At 70.6% G+C, this 22,409-nt stretch carries 18 protein-coding genes; 12 read left to right on the top strand and 6 right to left on the bottom strand.

What is annotated here, in order from left to right:
• Nucleotides 1–3: 3 nt before the first annotated feature.
• Both G495_RS0108100 and gpt read right to left on the bottom strand, forming a co-directional pair.
• Nucleotides 4–1,161 (bottom strand): BMP family ABC transporter substrate-binding protein, encoded by a 1,158-nt coding sequence (locus G495_RS0108100; RefSeq protein WP_028587403.1) that lies wholly within the window; start codon nucleotides 1,159–1,161, stop codon nucleotides 4–6.
• Between the two features lie 101 nt (nucleotides 1,162–1,262).
• Entirely contained in the window at nucleotides 1,263–1,766 is a 504-nt protein-coding gene (gene gpt, locus G495_RS0108095; protein WP_028587402.1) for a xanthine phosphoribosyltransferase, read from the bottom strand.
• Nucleotides 1,767–2,099: 333 nt separating this feature from the next.
• Here gpt and G495_RS0108090 point away from each other — a divergent pair, with 333 nt between their 5' ends.
• From G495_RS0108090 to G495_RS18260, 5 genes are all read left to right on the top strand, one after another.
• Nucleotides 2,100–3,308, top strand: a complete 1,209-nt coding sequence (locus G495_RS0108090) for an ammonium transporter (RefSeq protein ID WP_028587401.1) — start codon at nucleotides 2,100–2,102, stop codon at nucleotides 3,306–3,308.
• A 76-nt stretch (nucleotides 3,309–3,384) separates the two neighbouring features.
• A complete protein-coding gene (locus tag G495_RS0108085; RefSeq protein WP_028587400.1) occupies nucleotides 3,385–3,723 on the top strand; it encodes a P-II family nitrogen regulator in 339 nt (112 codons plus the stop codon).
• A 112-nt stretch (nucleotides 3,724–3,835) separates the two neighbouring features.
• Nucleotides 3,836–6,478, top strand: a complete 2,643-nt coding sequence (gene glnD / locus G495_RS0108080) for a [protein-PII] uridylyltransferase (protein ID WP_028587399.1) — start codon at nucleotides 3,836–3,838, stop codon at nucleotides 6,476–6,478.
• 147 nt (nucleotides 6,479–6,625) lie between these two features.
• Complete coding sequence (locus tag G495_RS0108075) at nucleotides 6,626–8,473, top strand: methyl-accepting chemotaxis protein (RefSeq protein ID WP_051445189.1); 1,848 nt, start codon at nucleotides 6,626–6,628, stop codon at nucleotides 8,471–8,473.
• Nucleotides 8,474–8,623: 150 nt separating this feature from the next.
• Nucleotides 8,624–8,956, top strand: coding sequence for a TraR/DksA family transcriptional regulator (locus G495_RS18260; RefSeq protein WP_035251402.1), 333 nt, complete (start codon nucleotides 8,624–8,626; stop codon nucleotides 8,954–8,956).
• 273 nt (nucleotides 8,957–9,229) lie between these two features.
• Here G495_RS18260 and G495_RS0108065 read toward each other — a convergent pair whose 3' ends face one another.
• A complete protein-coding gene (locus G495_RS0108065; protein ID WP_028587397.1) occupies nucleotides 9,230–9,637 on the bottom strand; it encodes an ATP-binding protein in 408 nt (135 codons plus the stop codon).
• Between the two features lie 6 nt (nucleotides 9,638–9,643).
• The gene (locus G495_RS0108060) at nucleotides 9,644–9,973 is read right to left on the bottom strand and encodes an STAS domain-containing protein (RefSeq protein ID WP_028587396.1); all 330 of its coding nucleotides are present in this window, start codon (nucleotides 9,971–9,973) and stop codon (nucleotides 9,644–9,646) included.
• A 347-nt stretch (nucleotides 9,974–10,320) separates the two neighbouring features.
• Between G495_RS0108060 and G495_RS0108055 the strand changes: the two genes are divergently transcribed.
• Nucleotides 10,321–11,301 (top strand): TAXI family TRAP transporter solute-binding subunit, encoded by a 981-nt coding sequence (locus tag G495_RS0108055; protein WP_051445188.1) that lies wholly within the window; start codon nucleotides 10,321–10,323, stop codon nucleotides 11,299–11,301.
• Between the two features lie 162 nt (nucleotides 11,302–11,463).
• Here the strand turns inward: G495_RS0108055 and lhgO are convergent, their stop codons facing one another.
• Complete coding sequence (gene lhgO / locus G495_RS0108050) at nucleotides 11,464–12,657, bottom strand: L-2-hydroxyglutarate oxidase (RefSeq protein ID WP_028587394.1); 1,194 nt, start codon at nucleotides 12,655–12,657, stop codon at nucleotides 11,464–11,466.
• A 182-nt stretch (nucleotides 12,658–12,839) separates the two neighbouring features.
• Between lhgO and G495_RS0108045 the strand changes: the two genes are divergently transcribed.
• The 6 genes from G495_RS0108045 to G495_RS21705 all read left to right on the top strand — a co-directional run bounded on the left by G495_RS0108045 (nucleotide 12,840) and on the right by G495_RS21705 (nucleotide 21,401).
• Nucleotides 12,840–13,394 (top strand): OmpH family outer membrane protein, encoded by a 555-nt coding sequence (locus G495_RS0108045; RefSeq protein ID WP_028587393.1) that lies wholly within the window; start codon nucleotides 12,840–12,842, stop codon nucleotides 13,392–13,394.
• Nucleotides 13,395–13,580: 186 nt separating this feature from the next.
• Nucleotides 13,581–14,804: a DNA polymerase IV gene (locus G495_RS0108040; RefSeq protein WP_483782836.1), complete on the top strand. Its 1,224-nt coding sequence runs from the start codon at nucleotides 13,581–13,583 to the stop codon at nucleotides 14,802–14,804.
• Nucleotides 14,805–15,003: 199 nt separating this feature from the next.
• Nucleotides 15,004–17,238: a sensor domain-containing diguanylate cyclase gene (locus G495_RS0108035; RefSeq protein WP_028587391.1), complete on the top strand. Its 2,235-nt coding sequence runs from the start codon at nucleotides 15,004–15,006 to the stop codon at nucleotides 17,236–17,238.
• Nucleotides 17,239–17,296: 58 nt separating this feature from the next.
• Nucleotides 17,297–18,706 (top strand): class II fumarate hydratase, encoded by a 1,410-nt coding sequence (locus tag G495_RS0108030; protein WP_028587390.1) that lies wholly within the window; start codon nucleotides 17,297–17,299, stop codon nucleotides 18,704–18,706.
• Nucleotides 18,707–18,808: 102 nt separating this feature from the next.
• Nucleotides 18,809–20,620 (top strand): DAK2 domain-containing protein, encoded by a 1,812-nt coding sequence (locus G495_RS0108025; RefSeq protein WP_035251399.1) that lies wholly within the window; start codon nucleotides 18,809–18,811, stop codon nucleotides 20,618–20,620.
• Nucleotides 20,621–20,813: 193 nt separating this feature from the next.
• A complete protein-coding gene (locus G495_RS21705; protein WP_156939639.1) occupies nucleotides 20,814–21,401 on the top strand; it encodes a hypothetical protein in 588 nt (195 codons plus the stop codon).
• A 137-nt stretch (nucleotides 21,402–21,538) separates the two neighbouring features.
• Here the strand turns inward: G495_RS21705 and G495_RS0108020 are convergent, their stop codons facing one another.
• The gene (locus G495_RS0108020) at nucleotides 21,539–22,396 is read right to left on the bottom strand and encodes a glycine betaine ABC transporter substrate-binding protein (protein WP_028587388.1); all 858 of its coding nucleotides are present in this window, start codon (nucleotides 22,394–22,396) and stop codon (nucleotides 21,539–21,541) included.
• Nucleotides 22,397–22,409: the final 13 nt, after the last annotated feature.

Here is a 22,409-nt window from a genome sequence, read left to right as displayed (position 1 = left end):
CGCCTATTCGGTGGTGCCCACGACACCCTTGACGAACCAGGTCATGCCGAGCAGCGCCTCGTCGGCGGCCACCTGGCCGTCGGGCACCATCTCCTTGCCCGCCTGGTCGAACACCGGGCCGCTGAAGACCTTGTACTTGCCGTCGATGATCTCCTGCTTCTTGGCCAGGACCATGTCACGCACGTCCTGGGGCACCATCTCGCCGAAGGGCGCGAGGTCCACGGTGCCATCGGCCAGCCCGGGCCAGTAGGAGCCGTGCTTCCAGGTGCCGGCGAGGATCTGCTCCACGGCGTCCTTGTAGAAGGGGGCCCAGTTCCAGATAGGCGCGGTGAGGTGCGCCTTGGGGGCGAAGGCGGTCATGTCGGTGTGGTAGCCCACGGAGTAGACGCCGCGCTCCTGGGCGGCCTCCTGCGGGCCGGGGGAGTCCTGGTGCTGGGCGATGACGTCGCAGCCCACGTCGAGCAGGCTCTTGGCGGCTTCCTTCTCCTTGGCGGGGTCGTACCAGGTCTTGGTCCAGACCACGCGCACTTCGGCGGCGGGGTTCACGGCCTGGGCGCCCAGGGCGAAGGCGTTGATGCCGCGGATGACCTCGGGGATGGGGAAGGCGGCGGCGTAGCCCAGCTTGCCGGACTTGCTCATGGCCCCGGCGACCATGCCGGAGAGGTAGCGCGCCTCGTACATGCGGCCGAAATAGGCGCTCATGTTCGGGCCGGTCTTGTAGCCCGAGCAGTGCATGAAGGCGACGTTCGGGAAGTCCTTGGCGACCTTTTCCATGGAATCCATGTAGCCGTAGCTGGTGGCGAAGATGGCCTTGAAGCCCTTCTGGGCCATGTCGCGGATGATGGCTTCGGCGTCGGGGCCCTCGGGCACGGACTCCACGAAGGAGGTGGACACGCCGGGCATGTCCGCGATGACCTTGCGGGCCACGTCGTGGGAGTAGGACCAGCCCGCGTCGCCCGTGGGCGAAACGTAGATGAAGCCGATGCGGGCGTCCTCCCCCTGGGCGGGGGCGGCGGGAGCGGCCTGGGGCTCCGCAGCGGGGGCCGCCTCGGCGGGAGCCTGGGCGGCGGGTTTGGTTTCGGCCTTGTCCTCGCCGCAGGCGGCGAGCAGCGGCAGGGCGGCCAGACACAGCATCAGGGCGATGAGCCGGAATCCGCGCATTGTTTCCTCCAAAAGAATGATGACGTTTCCCCCCTCCCGTATCCTACCTGCCGCCTGTGGGGCAAGGCCGGAATGCCGGGACGGGGGCCATGACCCGGGGACTACGCGTCCCCGTTTTCCCGCAGTTTGACGATGGGCGGCACGAACCGGGATTCGGCGTCCCAGGGGAAGAGAATCCAGGTGTCCTGGCTGACCTCGGTGATGAACGTGTCCACCAGGGGCTTGCCCTGGGGCTTGGCGTAGACGGTGGCGAAATGCCCCCGGGGCAGCATCTCACGCAGGACGCGCAAGGTTCTGCCGGTATCCACCAGGTCGTCGATGACCAGCCAGCCCGCGCCGTCGCCGGTGGCCGTGCAGGGCTTGAGGACCTCGGGCTGCCCCTGGTCCTTCCAGGCGTAGCTGGACACGGACACCGTGTCGATGCGCCGCAGCTCCAGCTCGCGCGCGATGACCGAGGCCGGAACCAGCCCGCCCCGGGTGATGGCCACGACGCCCTCCCAGGGGCCGAGCTCCGCCAGGCGCCAGGCCAGGGCCTTGGCGTCGCGGTGCAACTGCTCCCAGGAAACGGGGTAGGTCTTCACATAGCGGTGTTGGGTGCTGCTCATGGCCGGGCCGGGGGTCGCTTGGTTTTCGGAAGAGGGGACTTTGATGGAATTTTGCGGGCAAGGCAAGCGTTTTCGGCCCGGCCCGCGCGGGGGCGTGCCGCCTTGGGCCGTGTTGGCCCCGCTTTTGCTGGAATTGTGCATCCGGCAGAGGGGGGCGGCCCGGAGCAGGGCTGACGAAGCAAGGAAATTCAAAGGGATGGGAGGGGAATGCGGGGAGCGGAATAAATCGTATTTTTTGACAAAAACGAGAATTACTTCTGATGCAATGGTTACAAAAACGTAAAAAATGACAAATCAACCTTTCACGTCAACACTCATGTCGAGGAGACGCGCATGAACGCTGCGGATACCGCCTTCATCCTGATCTGTGCCGCTCTGGTCATGTTCATGACCCCGGGGCTGGCCCTCTTCTACGCGGGCATGGCCCGGGCCAAGAACGTGCTGGGCACGGCCATGCACAGCTTCGCCATGCTCGGCGTCGCCACCATCGTCTGGGTGGTGGTCGGCTACACCCTGGCCTTCGGCACCGATGTCGGCGGGCTCATCGGCGGGCTGGACTACCTCTTCCTCGCTGGCGTGGGCATGGAGCCCGGCGGCCCGACCTCGAACCTGCCCCACCTGCTGTTCATGATCTTCCAGTGCATGTTCGCGGTCATCACCCCCGCGCTGATCACCGGCGCGTTTGCCGAGCGCATCAAATTCGGCCCCTTCGTGGTCTTCTCCATCCTGTGGCTCATCTTCGTCTACAGCCCCATGTGTCACTGGGTCTGGGGCGGCGGCTGGATGGGCGCCATGGGCGCCCTGGACTTCGCGGGCGGCGCCGTGGTGCACATGAGCTCCGGCGCGGCGGCCCTGGCTGCGGCCCTGGTCATCGGCAAGCGCAAGGGCTACGGCACCGAGCCCATCATCCCGCACAACCTGCCCATGACCCTGACCGGCGCGGCCATCCTGTGGTTCGGCTGGTTCGGCTTCAACGCGGGCAGCGCCCTGGCCGCCAACGGCGCCGCCGCCAACGCCTTCGTGACCACCCACGTGGCCACCGCCGCCGCGCTCATCGGCTGGCTGCTGGTGGAAAAGATGCACCACGGCAAGGCCACCACCCTGGGCGCCGCTTCGGGCGCCGTGGCTGGCCTGGTGGCCATCACCCCCGCTGCGGGCTTCGTGACACCCATGGGCGCGCTGGCCATCGGCTTCGTGGGCGGCGCCCTGTGCTACGGCGGCGTGATGCTCAAGAGCAAGCTGGGCTACGACGACTCCCTGGACGTGGTCGGCATCCACGGCGTGGGCGGCACCTGGGGCGCCCTGGCCACGGGCATCTTCGCCGTGGAATCCGTGGGCGGCGCCAGCGGCCTGCTCTCCGGCAACCCCGGCCAGCTCTGGATCCAATTCCTTTCCGTGGTCGCCACCTGGGCCTACTGCTTCACCGTGTCCTACGTGCTCTTCAAGGTCGTGGACGCCCTCATGGGCCTGCGCGTGAGCCACGAGGACGAAATGAACGGCCTGGACGTGAGCCAGCACAGCGAGGCGGGCTACCAGATCTAGCCCCGGCCCGGCCCGGGCGGCCCTTGCCCGGGCACATCGTCATGGACTATACCGGACATCCAAGGAGTTCACGGATATGAAGAAGATCGAGATCATCACCAGGCCGTTCAAGCTCGACGAGGTCAAGGCCGCGTTGACGGAACTGGGCATCCAGGGCATGACCGTCAGCGACGTGCGCGGCTTTGGCCGCCAGCGCGGGCACAAGGAGGTCTACCGCGGCGCCGAGTACCAGGTGGACTTCGTACCCAAGGTCAAGATCGAGGTGGTCGTGGCCGACGACATGCTGGCCCCGGCCCTGGCGGCCGTGCAGAAGGCCGCGCGCACCAACCAGATCGGCGACGGCAAGATATTCATCTCCACCGTCGATGACGTGGTGCGCATCCGCACCGGCGAAACCGGGAACGAGGCCGTCTAGGCCCCGGCCCGCCGTCAGCGGGTCGTCATCAGGACTTGTGGCCCCCGCGTCCGCCCGGGCGCGGGGGCCTTTCACGACACACGCGGCGGGGTACGCCCCGCACGGGAGGGCCATGCCCAAGGCCACGGATTCCCGGGCCGCTTCGGCCCTGCGCGCGGGGCGCGAGGCCCTGGCGGCGCAGATTCCCTCCGGCGGCGCGGGCCGCCGCTTCACCCTTGAGCTTTCGGCGCTCATGGACGCCTATTTCCAGGCCCGGGTGGCCGAGGTCTGGCCCCGGGGCGCGGCGCCGGGCCCGGGCCGCGGGCTGGCCCTGGTGGCCGTGGGCGGCTACGGGCGCTCCGAGCTGTGCCTGCACTCGGACATCGACATCCTCGTGCTGTGCCGGGGGCGCATCCCGGCCCAGGCCCTGGACATGGCCCAGGCCCTGTTCTACCCGCTGTGGGACCTGGGGCTGGACCTGGGCCACGGCTTTCGCAGCGTCAAGGAGTGCGTGGCCCTGGCGCGCACGGATTTCGAGGTCATGGCCTCGCTGCTCGACGCCCGCCTTGTGGCCGGAGACGCGGACCTGCTGGCCGGGCTGCGCGCCACCCTGGCCGCCAAGGCCCATGGCCCGCGCGCCCGGGCCTTCACCGGCTGGCTGGCGGCGCAAAACGCCGGACGCCTCGCGCGCCATGGCGACTCCAGCACCCTGCTGGAGCCCGACCTCAAGCAGGGCGCGGGCGGCCTGCGCGACATCCACCAGGTGCTCTGGCTGGGCCGCGTGCACCACGGCGCGGGCACCCTGGACGCACTGCTGCGCGCCGGGCGGCTCACCGAGGCCCAGGCCCACTTCCTGGCCGACGCCCAGCGCCTGCTTTTGCGCGTGCGCAACCTGCTGCACCACGCCAGCGGGCGGCGCAACGACCGCCTGCACCTGGCCCTGCAACCGCGCGTGGCCGCCGCCCTGGGCTACGAGGACGGGCCCGATTCCCTGGCCGTGGAACGCTTCCTGGGGCGGCTGCACCGCGACATGGCGGGCATCAAGGCCCTGCACGCCGCCTTCTGGGCCGGGCTGCCCGGGGCCGGGGGCGGGCGGGGCGCCCGGCCCGTGCGGACCCTGGGCCCGGGCGTGGTCGAGCGCGAGGGGCAGCTGCACTTCGACGTGCCCGGCGGCTACCCGCGCGAGCCCCAGGTCTTGTCTGACATTTTTGTCTACAGCGCGCGTTCGGAGCTGCCCCTGTCCTGGGAGGCACGCGGCTTCGTCTCCGGGCACCTGCATCTGGTGCGCGAGCGCCTGCGCGACGCCCCCGGCGCGGTGCAGGGCCTGCTGGACGTGCTCGCCTCGGGCGGCGCGGCCCCGGCCCTGGGCCAGATGCTGGAAACGGGCTACCTGGGCGCGCTGCTGCCCGAGTTCGGGCGCGTGCAGGACCTGGTGCAGTTCGACACCTACCATATCTACCCCGTGGGCCAGCACACCCTGCGGGCCATCGAGCTGCTGGAGGGGCCCCTGGACGGCCCGGGCCGCGCCTTCGCCGCCCTGCGCGACGAGCTGCCCGCGCCCCGGCGCCTGGCGCTCATGCTCGGCGCGCTGCTGCATGACATCGGCAAGGGCCTGGGCGGTGGGCACTCCCGCAAGGGCCGGGCCATCGCCACGGCCCTGCTGGAGCGCTGGGGCCTGGAGCCGGAGCTGGTGGCCGATGTGGCCGTGCTGGTGGGCGAACACCTGACCCTCTACGAAACGGCCACCCGCCGCGACCTGGGCGACGAGGCCGTGGTCGCGGCCTGCGCCGGGGTGGTCGGCGGCGAACAGCGCCTGCGCATGCTCATGCTGCTCTCCTTCGCCGACGCCACGGCCACGGGCCCGGGGGTCTGGAAGCCGTGGGCGGCCAGTCTGCTGTGGGAACTGTACGCCAAGATCCTGCACATCCTGCGCGGGGGGCGGCTGGCCAGCGCCGACGCCGTGCGCGCCCTGGGCGACATGCGCGAGGCCGTGCGCGCCCGGGCGGCGGGGGCCTTCGCGCCCCAGGCCGTGGAGGAGCTGCTCGAACTCATGCCCCAGCGCTACCTGCTCACGGCCACGCCCGAGGCCGTGGTGCGGCATATGGGGCTGGTGCGCCGCCTGCGGGGCATGGTGGCCGAGGCCGAGCGCGTGCGCCCCGGCGGGCGCGGCGGCACGGGGGTGGTGGCCGTGGAGGCCAGCGAGCTGGCCGACAGCGGCTGCTGGGAGGTGGCCATCGCGGGCATGGACACCCCGGGGCTGTTCGCCACCCTGGCCGGGGTGCTGGCCCTGCACGGGGTGAACATCGTCTCGGCCCAGTGTTTCGCCTGGCGCGACGCCACGGTGGTGGACGTGTTCACCGTGTCCGACCCGCCGGAATTCCTGAACCCGGATGACCTGTGGTCGCGGGTGGGGGCCTCGGTGCGCGGGGCCATGAGCGGGCGCCTGGACCTGGACTGGCGCATCCGCGAAAAGCGCAACGCCCCTACGGCGCCGAAGTCCCTGGAAATCGAACCCGAGGTGGCCATCCACAACGCGGCCTCGGATTTCCACACCGTCATCGAGATCACCGCCGCCGACCGCCTGGGCCTGCTCTACGATGTGGGCACCGCCCTGCATGGCCTGGGGCTGTCGGTGTCCATGGCCAAGATCGCCACCTACGGCGACCGCGTGGCCGACGTGTTCTACGTGCGCGAGGCCGCAGGCGGCAAGGCCGACGGCCACGAGCGCCTGCGCGCCATCGAGGCCGCCCTGCTGGCCTGTCTGGCCGGTGGCTGACCGACCCGGAAAATTTTCTTCCGCCGCCTGCGGGCCCTGGATGTTTGGGGCGCGCGGTGCTAGCCTGTGCAGGCTGAGGGTCTGCGCGCCCGTCTCGTTGCCGCGCGGGAACACCACGACATCCGCTCTGTAGAAGGAAGGCACTGCATGCATCTGTCTCGAAGCGTTCTTCTCGTCTGTCTCGCCGCTGGCGTCCTTGTTGCCGGGGCCGGTGCCCTGGCCGCCCTCGGGCTGGACCAGGGCGCGGGGGCCCTGGCCGCGTTGTCCCTGGCCGCTGGCGCGGCGGTGGCCCTGGCCGCGCTGCCCCTGGGGCTGGTGGTGCGCCGGGCCGTGGGCGAGCCCGCCCGGGCCCTGGGCGAGGCCGCCCGGGCCGTGGCCCAGGGCCGGGCCCAGACCCTGGACGCCCCCCGGCCCGCCGGGGCGCCCCTGGACGCGCTGCACGACGCCGTGGCGGCCATGGCCCAGGCCCTGGCCGGGCGCGCCCAGGCCGCCGAGGCCGAGGCCGCGGGCCTGCGGGCCCGTCTGGAGGCCATGCAGGCCGATCTGGGGCAGTGCCGCGAGCGCGAAGCGGGCTCCCAGGCCACCCTGGACAAGCTGCGCGTCACGGCCAACCGCGCCTTCAGCATTTCCGCGCAGGTGGCCTACTCCGCCGAGGGGCTGGCCTCCCAGGTCATGGAGGCCGGGCACGGCACGCGCCTGCAACAGGAGCGCGTGGCCGAGACGGCCACGGCCATGGAGGAGATGAACGCCACGGTGCTCGAAGTGGCGCGCAACGCCTCGGCGGCTGCCGACGGCGCGGCCTCGGCCCGCACCCGGGCCCTGGCCGGGGCCGACGTGGTCCAGCGCGCCGTGGCGGCCATCGGCAAGGTCAGCGCCCTGTCCGAGGAGCTGCGCGGCAACATGGGCCGCCTGGGCACCCAGGCCGAAGCCATCGGCCAGGTGATGACCGTCATCAGCGACATCGCCGACCAGACGAACCTGCTCGCGCTCAACGCGGCCATCGAGGCCGCGCGGGCGGGCGACGCCGGGCGCGGGTTCGCCGTGGTGGCCGACGAGGTGCGCAAGCTGGCCGAGAAGACCATGCACGCCACCCAGGAGGTGGGCACGTCCATCCGGGCCATCCAGCAGGCCGCCCGGGACAACCAGAAGAGCATGGAGGAGGCCGCCCACGCCGTGGAGGAGGCCACCGGGCTGGCCGGGGAATCCGGCGCGGCCCTGGGCGAGATCGTCTCCCTGGTGGACGACAGCTCCGGGCAGGCCCAGAGCATCGCCGCCGCCTCCGAGGAGCAGTCCGCCGCCTCCGAGGAGATCAACCGGGCCATCGACGAGGTCAACGCCGTGGCCAGCGACACCGCCGAGGGCATGGCCGCGGCCTCCAAGGCCGTCAAGGACTTGGCCGGGCTGGCCGCCGAGCTGCAACAGCTCTTCGAGGAACTGCTTGGCTCGGGCGGCGCCCGGCTGGCCCAGTCCGCCACCGAGATGCGCGGCATCCTGCCCAAGATGATGCAGGACTTCGTGCGCAAGCAGTACGGCGAGGCCGTCTACGAGCATATGGTCGAGGAGATGGGCCGCCCGACCTTCCTGGCCAACCGCAGCTATCCCGACAAGGTCATGGAGCAGATGGCCGGGATCGTGGCCGCGCGCAAGGGTCTGGAGCCGGGCAAGGTGCTCTACGAGTTCGGCTACTACACGCCCACGGAGTTCAAGAAGCTCTACCGCCGCTATTTCAAGACCACGGATCTCAAGGACTTCTACCTGAACATGAACCGCACCCACGCCGAACTGACCCGCGAGGAGCCGGGCATCACCCCGCCGCGCTTCTCCTACGAGGACAAGGGCGACGTGCTGATCATGAACTACCACTCCAAGCGCGCCCTGTTCACCTACTTCGAGGGCATCCTGAACGGCATCGCCAAGCTCTTCGAGCGCAAGGTGCGCATTGCCGTGACCCCCAAGGGCGCGGACACCGCCCGGGCGGAGATCCGCTTCCTGTAGCCCGGCGCGGGGCCGGGCGCGAACGGGGAGGGGGCGGCCCGCACGGGCCGCCCCCTTTCCTTGCGCCGTCGCGTGGAAGTCGGCGCGCCATCATCAGTTCGTAACCCGCGGCGGCTACCCATGGCAGGACTCAACCCCAGGAGGATTGCCATGACCGCCGACGACAAACTGGAAATCCGTACCTATCTGGAAGAGAAGCTCTCGTTCCTCGGGGGGCGCGAGCTGTCCATCGCCGTGCGCAGCTGCCCTGACGAAAACGACTGCGCCACCATGCTGGCCGAGGTGCACTGCAACGTGATCCTGCGCGAGCGCGAGACCCGCGAGTTGCGGGAGATCCTGCGCGCCCTGGACAAGCTCAAGGCTCCCGGCTTCGGCTACTGCGAGGACTGCGGCGAGTACATCGGCCTGGCCCGGCTCAAGGCCCGGCCCCAGGCCCGGTTCTGCATCGACTGCCAGACGGCCCGCGAACTGGTGGCCGCCTGACGCCCGCCGCTGGCGGGTGGACGCACCGGCGGCATGGCCGCCATGGACGGCGCGCTGCGGCGCGCGGGGTGGCCTTTGCCGCCGCGCGGCAGGGAGGGGGCCCGGCCCGGGCCGCCCGCGCCCCACGGCCAGCCCTGTGGGCGCTGGCGCAGGGCAGCTTTGAGCCCGCGCCGCCCGCGTTTGCGCAGCCCCGGTCCGGCTGCCCGCGCCCGGCCAATGGACGCGACAAGGCCCCGGGAGCGCGCGCTCCCGGGGCCTTGGTGCGTTCTGCCCTCAGCGGGGCAAGTCGAAGTGGATGGTCAGCTCGTTGGCCCCGTCTTCGCGGCGGTAGGCCAGCCCGTCGGCCATCTGGCGGACGAAGAAGATGCCCAGCCCGCCGATGGGCCGTTCGTCCACCCCGGCGTCCAGGTCCGGCGTGCAGGCCGCCAGGGGGTCGAAGGGCGGGCCCCAGTCGCGGATGACCAGGACGAAGCGGCCCGGGTCGGCGCCGCAGCAGAGCTCCACCTCGCCCTGGCCGTCCGGGTAGGCGTACCGGGCGACGTTGACCAGCAGCTCTTCGAGAATCAGCTCCAGCTTGCCCTCGCGGTCTGCGGGCAGGGCCGCCTCGCGGGCGCAGCCGAGCACGAACTCCCGGTACTGGTCGAGCCGGTCCAGGGCGGCGGGCAGGCGCAGGGTCGCCACGGTGCCCTAGGCTCCCGTCGCTTCCTCGACGGTCTTGTACACCGAGAACATGGCCGTGAAGCCCGAGATGGCGAACACCTCCTGGACCATGCCCGAGAGGTTGGCGAAGGCGATGCGCCCCTGGCAGGCCTTGAGCTTCTTGGCCGTGGCCAGGATGCCGCGCAGCCCGGCGGAGGAAATGTATTCCAGGCCGCCCAGGTCCACCACCAGGGCGGTCTCGCCCGTGTCGATGGCCTCGGCGCAGATTTTCTCGAAATCGGGGGCGGTGACGGCGTCCATGCGCCCATTGACCCGGACGACGAGGAAAGCGCCCTTCTTCTCGGTGATGCAGTCCATGCTTGGCTCCTTGTCTGTGATGAGGGGGACGCCAACGGCCCTGGCCTGACGGCGGGAGGGGCGGTCGTGTGTCCTGCGTCATGCCCTATCATTGTCGCGGTGCAAAAACAACAGGCCAGCGGCGGGCGCGGGCACACGGGGCAGCCCCGGAGGGCGGGCGGACGGGGAGGCATGCGGCGCAGGGGGCGGGGCGCGCCGCTTGACTCCGGCCCCTGGCCCGGGCCCGCCCCTGCGCCCCGGAAAGTCCGATTTCCCTTTGCGCGGCTCCCCGGCTTTGGGTATCCTGCCTGGACCGGGCCAGCCCTTGCGGGCCGGGCCGGAGTACCGGGGAAAGCAAGGAGGTGGACGTGCCGGCGAGACTGTTGCTCCTGGTCCTTTGTTGCGGCCTGTGCCTGGGGCCTGTCCGGGCGTGGGCCGACGACCGCGATCTGATCATTGCCACGGCGACCATGGACGGCACCTTCCACCCCGTGGGCGTGGGCCTTGGCGCGCTGATCAGCGTGAAGCTCGCCGGGGGGCTGGGCGTCTCGGCCCGGGCCATGAGCTCCGCCGGGTCCGCCGAGAACCTGCGCCTGCTGCGCGAGGGCCGGGCCGACCTGGCCCTGCTCCAGGGGCTGTACGGCCAGCAGGCCTACAACGGCGAGGGCCCCTACCAGGGCGCGCCGTTCCAGGACTTCCGCGCCGTGACCATGCTCTGGGAGAACGTGGAGCACTTCGTGCTGCTGTCGCGCTTCGCGGCCACGGGCACCATCGCCGACCTGGGCGGCCTGCGCGGCCATTTTGCCATCGGCAAGCGCGAGTCGGGCTCCGAGGGCTCGGGCCGGGCCATCCTGGAGGCCCTGGGCCTGGACACGAGCGGCCTGACCATGGAGCACCTGGGCTATGTGCCCGCCGTGCAGGCCATGCTGGACAACCGCCTCGCGGGGGCCAACACCCCCGCCGGGCCGCCCATCCCGGCCATCGGGATGCTCCTTGGCCAGCTCGGGCCCGAGGGCGTGCGCATCCTCGAATTCACCGACGCCCAGCTTGCGACCCTGCGCACCCGCTACCCCATCTGGAACCGCTACGTGATTCCCGCCGGAACCTACCCCGGCCAGGACGCCGACGTGCGGACCGTGGCCCAGCCCAACTTCCTGGCCTGCCGGGCCTCCCTGCCCGAGGACGTGGTCTACGCCGTGACCCGGGCCATCTTCGAGAACCTGCACATGCTGCACGAGATCCACGCCGCCACCCGGGCCATGGCGCCGGAGCGGGCCGCCGTGGGTCTGCCCGTGCCCCTGCACCCCGGAGCCGAGCGCTACCTGCGCGAGATCGGGGCCATCCCCTAGCCGGGACGCCCCAGGGCGGCGGCCTGCTGCGTCAGCGAAAAACCAGGCCGCTTCCGCAGGCGTGGGGACGCCGCGCGTCCTGGATTTTCCCGCCACCCTGCCTTTCGCGGTGCCCGGGGGGCCTGCGAATCTTGATTCCCGCAACAGTCGGCCCGCCGGGGCCTACGCCGTGAAATGCCCGTCGCACAGCATCCGGGCAAAAGCCATGGAGCTGGTGAAGGCCGGGGATATGGCGTTGAGCACATGGACGGTGGGCCCGTCGCTTTCCACCAGGAAATCCATGACCATGGCCTGGGTCGCCGTGTCCACCAGCTGGGGGCGGATGCCCACCTTGGGGCTGGGCTCCAGGTCCTGCGGGGTCAGCCCGCGCACCAGCCGTGCGCAGTCGGCGAAAAAATGGCGCGGCAGGTACTTGCGCAGCTCCTCGCGGGCCAGGGCGCGGAACTGCGCGTTGCCCAGCAGCATGCGCGCGCCGCGCAACAGGATGCGCGGGGCCTCGGCGTCCAGCCCGCGCAGCAGCCCGTAGTTCTCGCGGCCCAGGGCCGGGGTGGCCGTGGGGCCGATGTACACGTCGCCCGCCACGCCGCGCGTGAAATGCACGCCCAGGAACGGGGTGCGCGGGTCGGGCACGGGGTAGATGCTGCCGCGCACCAGCCCGGCCCGCCCGGGGCGCAGCCTGCGGTAGCAGCCCTTGAAGGGCACCATGGCGAAGCGTCGCCCCAGGCCGAAGGCGTGGGCCAGGGTGTCGGCGTGGGCCCCGGCGCAGTTGAGCAGCCGCGCGTAGCCCACGCGTCCCTGCGAGGTGGCCAGGGCGCCCGGCCCCGCCGGCCCCGCCACCCGGCAGCCGGTGAGGATGCGCACCTTGCCGCTGGCGGTCAGCTCGCGGGCGATCTGCGCCAGCACCGCGCGCGGATCGACCACCGCTGTGAGCGGCGAATGCAGGGCCCGGCCCGCCGTCCGGGCGTGGGGCTCCAGCTCGGCCAGCTCCTGCTCGTCGAGGAGCGCCACGGGGCTGCCGTTGGCCAGGGCCCGGCGGTGCAGTTCCTCCAGGGCCGGGAGCTGGGCGGGGTCCGGGGCCACGATGACCTTGCCGCTCCCGGCCAGGGGCAGGCCGCGCTCGGCGCAATAGGCGCGCATCAGCCGGTTGCCTTCCAGGCAGGTCCGGGCGCGGGCCGAGCCCGGGGCGTAGTAGATGCCTGCGTGCAGCACCCCGGAGTTGCGGCCCGACGCGTGGGCCCCCAGGCGCTCTTCCTTCTCCAGGATCAGGATCTCGTCGGCCCCCCGGGCCACGAGTTCCCTGGCGACGGTCAGGCCCAGCACGCCCGCCCCGCAGATGACGATTCCGGCACTCGGCATGGTCGGCTCCGTGAAACAGGATGGACCCCGCCCATAGCACGGGCGGGGGCGGCGGGCAATTTCCCCCGCCCGCCCCGGGGCCTTGCATTGTCGGGCCAGGGGGGGTAATCATGGCCCCCTCACGCCCGCGCCCGGCCCCCGGGGCCCGGGGCGGAGCAACCCCCAACCTTCCGGAGCATTTGATGAAAAATGTCATCGTGACCCTGGCCGCCGCGCTGGTGCTTGCGGCCTCCCTGGCGGGCTGCCAGCAGAAGGGCGCCGCCGGTGTGGCCGTGCTCGACCCCAACAAGGTCTTCACCACCTGCGAAGCCTGCGTCCAGGGCGGCGACTACCTGCGCACCCTGGGCCAGGGCCTGCAGCAGGAGCTGACCGAGATGCAGGGCACCCTGCAGGGCGAAAAGAGCGAGCCCGACGCCGAGGCCGTGGCCAAGTTCCAGGCGCGCTACCAGGAGATCCAGCAGAAGATGGTCGGCGAGCAGACGCGCATCGCCACCAAGCTGGACGAGGCCTTCCAGAAGGTGATGGAGGACTACCGCGCCAAGAACGGCGTGGCCGTGATCCTCAACAAGGAGAACGTGCTGTCCTTCGACGGCGCCACCGACGCCACCGACGCCATCATCGCGGCCTTGAACGCCGCCGCCGTGGACCTGGAGCTTCCCGCCGCCGCGCCCGAGGCCGCCCCGGCCCCCGAGGCTGCCCCTGCGGCGCAGCCCGAGGGCGAGAAGAAGGCCGAGTAGCCTCGTCGCCACAAGGTTCCGGACGGCCCGCGCGGCACTGCCGCGCGGGCCGTCGTGCGTTTTCCGGCCGGGGCCGCCCGGCGGCGTTTCGGGGCTCGCGGCGGCCAGGGCCGGGCCTCCCCGGGCGGCCCAGGGCGAGCTGTCAAGCGCACTTGACCCCGCCGCGCGCTTGTAGGACCACAGGCCATGGCCGCCAGACCCCCCGCCTCCCCGCCCGGGCCGCCCCCGGGGCCCGTCCACCCCCGGGTGATCATGCACCTGGACATGGACGCCTTTTTCGCCTCGGTGGAGCAGCGCGACAACCCCGCCCTGCGCGGGCTGCCCGTGGCCGTGGGCGGCGGCGAGCACCGCGGCGTGGTCAGCGCCGCGTCGTACGAGGCCCGGCGCTTCGGGGTGCGCTCGGCCATGCCCATGGCCCAGGCCCGGCGCCTGTGCCCGCAGCTGGTGGTGGTGCGCGGGCGCATGGGGCGCTACAGCGAGGTGTCGCGGCAGGTCATGGCCCTGCTGCGCGAGGTCTCGCCCCTGGTGGAGCAGGTGTCGGTGGACGAGGCCTATGTGGACCTCACGGGCACGCAGCGCCTGTTCGGCCCGCCGCCGGTGGTGGGCGAGCTGTTGCGGGCGCGGGTGCGCGAGGCCACGGGCCTGACCTGTTCGGTGGGCATCGCGCCCAACAAGTTCCTGGCCAAGATCGCCTCGGACGCGAACAAGCCCGACGGCATGTTCATCCTGGAGCCGCAGGACGTGGCGGCGTTCCTGCACGACCTGCCCGTGGGGCGCATCCCCGGCGTGGGGCCGCGCACGGGCCAGGAGCTGGCCCGCCTGGGCGTGCGCACGGTGGGCGACGTGCTGGCCCGGGGCGCGGAGTTCTGGACCCGGCGCCTGGGCGAGCGCGGCGAGAGCCTCCACGCCCGCGCCCGGGGGGAGGACCATTCCCCGGTCGTGCCCCACCACGAGCCCAAGTCGTCCAGCGCGGAAACCACTCTGGACCGCGACACCACGGACAAGGCCCTGCTGGCGCGCTGGCTGCTGGCCCACGCCGAGCGCGTGGGGCGCGACCTGCGCCGCAGCGGCCTGGCGGGGCGCACCGTGACCCTCAAGCTCAAGTACAGCGACTTCGCCCTGCACACCAGGAGCCGCACCCTGGCCGAGCCCACCGACGTGACCGCCCTGATCTTCGAGACCGGGCGGGCCCTGTTGCGCGAAACGCGCCTGGAACGCCCCGTGCGGCTCATCGGGCTGGGGGTGTCCAATTTCGGCCACGGCCAGCGCCAGCTTTCCCTGCTGCCCGACCCGGACCAGGCCCGCGCCGAGGAACTGGCCCGGCTGGACCGCGCCATGGACATCATCCGCGACAAGTTCGGCAAGGACGCCGTGGACCGCGGCCTGCTCTTCCGGCCCAAGGGGAAGTAGCGGGCCCGCCTGCGCCCCTGCTGCGCGCCGTGGGCTCCGGCCCCGCCCGGCGCGCCCGGGCGGTCTCCACGGCTTCTTTTTTTCGATACTCTTCCGGATAGGGCTTTGTTTTTTTTCCGGTCTGGCGTATGACGCCCAGGGGGGAGAACCCTCGTTTTGCCCCGGAAATCTTGATCAAACTCTGGTACTGTTCGTGGACATGCCCCTCATGCCTCCCGATACAGCCCTGCTTCTGGGCGCGGTCTCCCAGTTCCTGCTGGCCTCGGTCTGCCTGTGCGCCGTGCGCAATTCCCTGCGCCGCCTGCCGCTGCACTGGCTGGCTGGCTTCGGCCTGCTGGGGGGGCTGGCCTGCTGCATGGAGCTGTGGGCCTATTCGGCGGCGGAGCCCGCCATGGCCGTGGCCCTGCGCTCGCTGCTGTACATCGGGGCCATGGTCTGCCTGGTGGAGTTCTGGGCGGCCATGCACGCACGCACCGGGGGCCAGCGCGGCCAGGCCGTGTGGTTCTTCCTGCTGCTGCTCGTGGTCTATGCGGGGGCACTGGCCCTGGGCGACGAGAACCCCCTGCGCACGGCGGGCAGCTTCTTCGGCGCGCTTTCGGGCGGGGCGGCGGCCTGGGCGCTGTTGCGCGCGGCGCTGCTGGAGAACCGTGGGCGCTGGCTGCTGCTGGTGGGGGCCCTGGCCCTCTTGGCCGCAGCCCTGGGCGGCATCGTCACGGCCCATTGCATGGCCATGCAGACCGTGGGCGAGGCGTTGCGCGCCCAGGCAGGCATGGAGGAATTCGTCGTCTGGAAGCTCGTGCGCACCGTGGGGGTCACGGTGCTGGCCGTGGCCCTGTGGCTGTACGGGGTGGCCCTTTCCGAGCAGCTTTTGCGTCGGCGGCTGCGTCTGGCCCTGGGCTTCGTGCCCCTGCTGGCCCTGGTGCTGCTGGCCGGGGCCGTGGCGGCGGACCATGCGGGCCGCGGCCACGACGCGCACATGCGCCAGGAACTCCTGGCCCGGGCGCGCATCGTCGGCGGGTCGCTGGACGCGCGGCTGGTGCTGGCCCTGGCCCAGGGCGTGGGGCAGCCGGGCGGGGCGGAGACCCGGTCCCTGGCCCTGGCGCTGGAGCGCGTGGTCGGGGTGGATTCCGGGCTGTCCGCCGCCAGTCTCTACGTGCCGCGCGGCGATGGGCTCGTGGCCCTTGCGGCGGTCCCGCTGGCGGCGCCCGGCGCCGCCGAGGGCCGCGCGCTGTGGCCCGCCACGGAGCAGGCGGCCATGCGCCGCTTCCTGGCCACGGGCGAGGGGGCGGTGAGCGGCCCGGTGCGCGACGACTGGGGTACCTTCGCCGTGGCGCACCACGCCGTGGCCCAGGTGCCGGGGGGCGGGCGCGTGCTGGCGGCCCTGGCCCTGGAGTTCGATGCCCACGGCTGGGGCCGCGAGGTCGCCGGGCAGCGGCTGGTGGCCCTGCGCCAGGCCCTGCTGGGCGCAGGGCTGCTGCTGGTCTTTTTCATCGCCATGCAGATGGTCCAGGCCCAGACCCGGCGCACTGAGGATTCCGAACGCAAGTACCGCTCGCTGTTCCACAGCATGCAGGAGGGCGTGGCCTACTGCCGCATCGTTTCCGACGCCGAGGGCAAGGCCACGGACTTCGTGTTCCTGGACGTGAACCCTGCGGCGGAGACCCTCACGGGCATCCCGCGCGAAAGCTACCTGGGCCGCTCGGCCCTGGAGCTGTTCCCCGAGCAGCGCGAGAAGCTCTACCGCTGGATCGACTTCCTGGGCACCGTGGCCCGCACCCAGCACACGCGCTCGGGCGAGATGTTCTTCGCGCCCACGCAGATGTGGTTCTCCGTGCGCGCCTTCAGCTGGGAGCCGGGCTACTTCGCCATGACCGTCAACGACATCACCCGGCGCAGGCTGGTGGAGGAGGAGCAGCGCCGCCAGGCCATGCACGACCCCCTGACCGACCTGCCTAACCGCCGCCTTTTCCAGGACCGCCTGGAGCAGACCATGGCCCAGGTGGACCGCAGCGGGGGCTGCTGCGCCGTGTTCTACATGGACCTCAACGACTTCAAGCAGGTCAACGACACCCACGGCCACGAGTTCGGCGACGCGGTGCTGCGCGAGGTGGCCACGCGCCTCAAGGCCTGCATCCGCAAGTCCGACACCCTGGCGCGCATCGGCGGCGACGAGTTCACGGCGGTGATCTTCTGCGGCGAGGGCCAGGGCACGGTGGAAGCCGTGGCGGCCAAGATGCAGGCGGCGGTGCGCGAGCCCATCCGCATCGGGGCCGTGGAGGTGCGCCTGGGGGTGAGCATCGGCGTGAGCCTGTATCCCCGCCACGGCACGGACGCCACCACGGTGCTCACCCGGGCCGACGCGGCCATGTATCGAGGCAAGGGTGACAGGAGCGTTCATTTCGTGCTCTATGGGGACGAGCCGACCGTCGGCTGACCCCGCGCGCCGCGTGCCGCCTGGCCCGGCGCGCCGCACCCTGAGCCTTGAGGACGCCATGCCCGGCACGCCCCCCCGCCCCGAGCGCATCGAGCACGACAGCCTGGGCCCCGTGCGGGTGCCCGCCGACCGGCTGTGGGGCGCGCAGACCCAGCGCGCCCTGGAACACTTTGCCTACGGTACCGAGGCCATGCCGCCCGCCGTGGTCCGCGCCCTGGCGCAGGTGAAGATCGCCGCCGCGCGGGCCAACGCGGAGCTGGGCCTGCTGCCCGCCGCCCTGGCCGGGCTCATCGAACGCGCCGCCGCCGAGGTGGCCGCAGGCAGCCTGGACGACCATTTCCCCCTGAAGATCTGGCAGTCGGGCAGCGGCACGCAGACGAACATGAACGTCAACGAGGTGGTGGCCAACCGCGCGGCGCAGCTGGCCGGGGCCGAGCCGGGCCGCAAGGACCCCGTGCACCCCAACGACCACGTCAACCTCGGCCAGTCCACCAACGACGCCTTCCCCACGGCCATGCACATGGCCGCCGTACAGGCCCTGGAGGGCCGCCTGCTGCCTGCGCTGGACGCCCTGGCCCAGGCCCTGGGCGCCAAGGCCGAGGCCTTCGCGGATATCGTCAAGACCGGGCGGACGCATTTGCAGGACGCCGTGCCGCTGACCCTGGGCCAGGAGTTCTCGGGCTACGCCGCCCAGGTGGCCGACGCGGCCCTGGGCATCCACGCGGCCCTGGAGGCGCTCTACGCGGTGCCCCTGGGCGGCACCGCCGTGGGCACGGGCCTGGGGGCGCACCCGCAGTTCGCCGGGCTGGCCGTGGACCAGCTGTGCGTGCTCACGGGGCGGCCCTTCGTGCCCGCGCCCAATTGCTTCGCGCTCATGGCGGCCCACGACGGGCTGGTGGCGGCCTCGGGGGCGGTGCGCACGGCGGCGGTGGCGCTGATGAAGATCGCCAACGACGTGCGCTGGCTGGGCTCGGGCCCGCGCTGCGGCCTGGGCGAGCTGCGCCTGCCCGCCAACGAGCCGGGGTCGAGCATCATGCCCGGCAAGGTCAACCCCACCCAGTGCGAAGCCCTGACCATGGCCTGCGCCTACGCCCTGGGCCTGGACGCCGGGCTGGCCGTGGCGGGCAGCCAGGGCAACTTCGAGCTCAACGTCTACAAGCCGCTGCTCATCCACAACCTGCTGGCCATGGCCGAAGCCCTGGCCGGGGCCGTGGACGGCTTCACCCGGCTGTGCGTGGCGGGGCTTGAGGCCGACCGCGAGCGCATCGCGGCGGCGGTGGACAAATCGCTGATGCTGGTCACGGCGCTGGTTCCGGCCATCGGCTACGACATGGCCGCGCGGGTGGCCCTGCTGGCCCACGCCCGGGGCAGCACCCTGCGCGAGGCCTGCCTGGAGCTGGGCTGCCTGGACGCGGCGCGCTTCGACGCGCTCATGGACCCGGCGGCCATGGCCGGGCCGGGGCGCTAGGAGCGCCCGCCGGGGCGGGGTTTGCGCCCGTGTTTGAAATAGGGTAGAAGCGGCGGGCGCGCGCCCGGACCGGCCCGCGACGATCACGTACGGAGGGTGCAGATGGCCCCGGTTCCCAACAGAATCCAGTACATCGACGGCATCCGCTTCAAGCGCATTCTCATGGCCGCCGCCCAGCGGCTCATCGACCATTCCGACCACCTCGACGCCATCAACGTCTTCCCCGTGCCCGACGGCGACACCGGCAGCAACATGGCCGGGACCATGCGCTCCATCGTGGACGGTTCGGCCGACGCCCTGGACTCGTCCATCGAGGCCATGAGCCAGGTCATCGCCGAGGCCGCCCTGCTGGGCGCGCGGGGCAATTCGGGGGTCATCCTGGCCCAGTTCTTCTGCGGCTTTTCCGAGGGCGTGAAGGACCTGGTGCGCGTGTCCCCGCGCGAGTTCGCCATGGCCGTGACCCGCGCGGCGGACCGCGCCCGCGAGGCCATGGCCTCGCCCAAGGAGGGCACCATCCTCACGGTGATCACCGACTGGGCCGACCACCTGCGCGGCAACTGCGAGAAATACCGCGACTTCCCCGAGCTGCTGCTCGACTCGCTGGAGCGCGCCAAGCAGTCGCTGCGCGAAACCACGGAAAAGCTGGCCAGCCTCAAGGCTGCCGGGGTGGTGGACGCCGGGGCCCAGGGCTTCGTCTACCTGCTGGACGGCATCCAGGACTTCGTGGAGCGCGGCCGGGTGGACCGCCACGCCGAGAAGACCATGCTCGCCGCCGAGCGCCCGGGCGTGGGCGAGGCCCAGGAGCGTGTGGCCGTGGAGTCCCTGGACTTCCGCTACTGCACCGAGTGCCTGGTGCGCGGCAAGGCCATCGACCGCGACGCCCTGCGCGCGCGCCTGGAGCCCCTGGGCGACAGCCTCATCGTGGCCGGAACGCCCACGGTGGTGCGCGTGCATGTGCATACCAACGAGCCGGACACGGTGTTCGAGGTTGCCCAGGCCGCGGGCGACGTCACCCGGCGCAAGGTGGACGACATGCTGCGCCAGCACCGCGAGCTGGTGGCCCGCGCCCGCCAGCGGGTGGGCATCGTCACCGACTCGTGCTGCGACCTGCCCGCCGAGTTCATGGCCGCCCACGGCATTCGCTTTGCGCCGCTGACCCTGACCCTGGACGGCCAGGAGTTCACCGACAAGATCGACATCTCCCCCGAGGAATTCAACGACCGCCTGCGTGGCGCGCGCGTGGCCAAGACCTCCCAGCCCGCGCCCCAGCGCATCAAGGACGTCTACGAGGCCATGGTCGAGGAGTACGGGCAGGTGGTGGCCGTGCACCTGACGGGCGGGGCCAGCGGCACCTACCAGGCCGGGCTGAACATGGCCCGCCAGGTGGACGCCGAACGCATCGCCGTGCTGGACAGCCACACCCTGACCGTGGCCCTGGGCCTTGCCGTGCGCGAGGCCGCCCTGGCCGCCGGACTGGGCATGGACGCCGACGCCGTGCGCGCCGTGGCCCAGGAGGCCATCGACAAGGTGCGCATCTTCGTGACCCTGGACACCCTGGACTTCGCCGTGCGCGGCGGGCGGGTGAGCAAGGGCCAGGGGTTGCTGGCCAAGGTGTTGCGCATCAAGCCGGTCTTGACCTTCGACCGCCAGGGCAAGGCCCAGGTCATCGCCAAGGGCCTGGGCGCGCTGCACGCCCAGCGCAAGCTCTTCGCCCACGTGCGCGCCTACGCCGAGGGCCGCAAGAACCTGCGCTTCGCCATCGCCCACGTCGCCGCCCCGCACACCGCCGAACGCTACCGCCGGATGCTCTGGGACACCTACGGCGTGGAACCCCTCTACACCAGCGAAGCCTCCCCGGTGCTCGGCTGCTACTCCGGCCTCGGCGCCGCCGCCATCGCCGTGCTGGGGGATTGAAGCCGTCGCGCAGCGGTTTGCCCTGCCCAGACGCCATAGCAAAACCCCCGCCGCCGGAGCTTCCGGCGGCGGGGGTTTTATTTGTAATAGCGTGTTGAGTTGTCTCCTTGCTTTTTTTTGAGGCTGGAGTAGCTTTGTTGTAGTCTCTCCGGAATGAATAAGTGCTTGAACTGAAAAAGAAATTGGAGGCTTTATGGTGTGGAGTTTGTTGGCTACAAGTGCTACTGCTGTTATTTGCGTGTTGTTGGGGGCATGGCTAACTCGAAAACAAGGCGAAAATATTTTTGTGATGCAAAAGAGATCAGATGTTTTTTATGATTTTATGATGAAAATGAATGAAGCTTTTAGAAAAGTTAGTACTGATTGCGATGCATTCCGCGAAGAAGGTTGTCATGATGGTTGGAAATACAGGATGGAAGCAATGATAATTCATATACTCTGGCCAGTAGGTGATCATGCAGAGGCAGTGAGCATGTATATTACAAACGCAAATAGAGATAAATTCATGACATGCTTTAGGACAGTTCGCAATGCAGTTGAAAAAATTGAGATAGAGCACGCTTGTAGCGCCTTCCGCTGTGATGCTATAGCGGATGGAATAAATTACAAAAGGATTAAGAGGGAAGAGTTAAAGAATCTAAAAGATCTATTGATACACGAGATTTGGATAAGTAATTGGCCTGAGAAGTCTTTTGGGGACGAATTGCAGTGTGTAAGCTGGATGAAAACGAAACTCCGGCAGATTGCTCAGAGGATTGCTCAGAGAGGCGCGCAGAAGTGATGCGACACAAAGGGAGTCCTACTGTCAGGTGATAACCATCTCAGCGCATATAAAATCCCCCCGCCGCCGGATATCCGGCGGCGGGGGGTTGTTTTCAGTATTGCCCGGGGCCTTCACCCCGGGCAGGCCCTTGTGGCCTACTTGCCCATCCAGGCGTTCACCTGGGCCTCGTTTTCCTTGATGAAGCGCTTGGCGTTCTCGTAGCGGTCGGCGCCGGGCTCCTGGTTCCAGGCCATGACCATCTGGAGCTGGTTCGCGTCCTTCCAGGCGAAGTTGTCCAGCAGGGCGTAGACCTCGGGCATGTCGGCCTTCAGGCCCTTGCGCACGATGGTGTCGATGTGCTCCTCGTCGCCCAGGACGCCCTTGGGGTCGGCCAGGTACTTGAGGTCCCACTTGCCGAACATCCAGTGCGGCGACCAGGCCGTGACCACGACCCACTGCTTGTTCTTGATGGCGTCGGCCAGGGCGGCGGTCATGGTCGCGCCGGAGCCTTCCATCAGCTCAAGCTCCAGGCCGTAGTCCTTCACGGCCTGCTCGGACAGGCGCATCAGGCCCGCGCCGGGGTCGATGCCGATGATCTTGCCGTCGAACTCGGCCTTGTGGGCGTTCAGGTCGGCGATGGAGTCCACGCTGACGTAGGAGGGCACGGCCCAGCCGAGCTTGGCCCCGCCGGTGATGGGCCCGAGGTTCTCCACCGTGTCCTTGACCTTGTCCAGGTAGTCGGCGTGGGTCACGGGCAGCCAGGCGGTGACCATGCCGTCCACGTCGCCGGTGCCCACGGCCTGCCACATGGCCGCGGCGGCCACGGGCAGGATTTCCACCTCGTAGCCCATTTTTTCCTGCAGCACGGCCTGCACCACGCTGGTGCTGGCGGCGGCGCAGTCCCATTCCACATAGGCCAGGCGGACCTTGCCCTTGCTTGCCGCCTGGGCGGGGGCGGTCATCAGGGCGGCCAGGGCCGCCAGGGCCAGGGTCAGCATGAGTTTCTTGAACATGGGGTCCTCCTTG

The organism is Desulfocurvus vexinensis DSM 17965 (genome assembly GCF_000519125.1).
Classification (GTDB): Bacteria; Desulfobacterota; Desulfovibrionia; order Desulfovibrionales; family Desulfovibrionaceae; genus Desulfocurvus; species Desulfocurvus vexinensis.
Note: the sequence above shows the minus strand (reverse complement) of the source record. Positions and strands in the feature narration are given on the sequence as shown.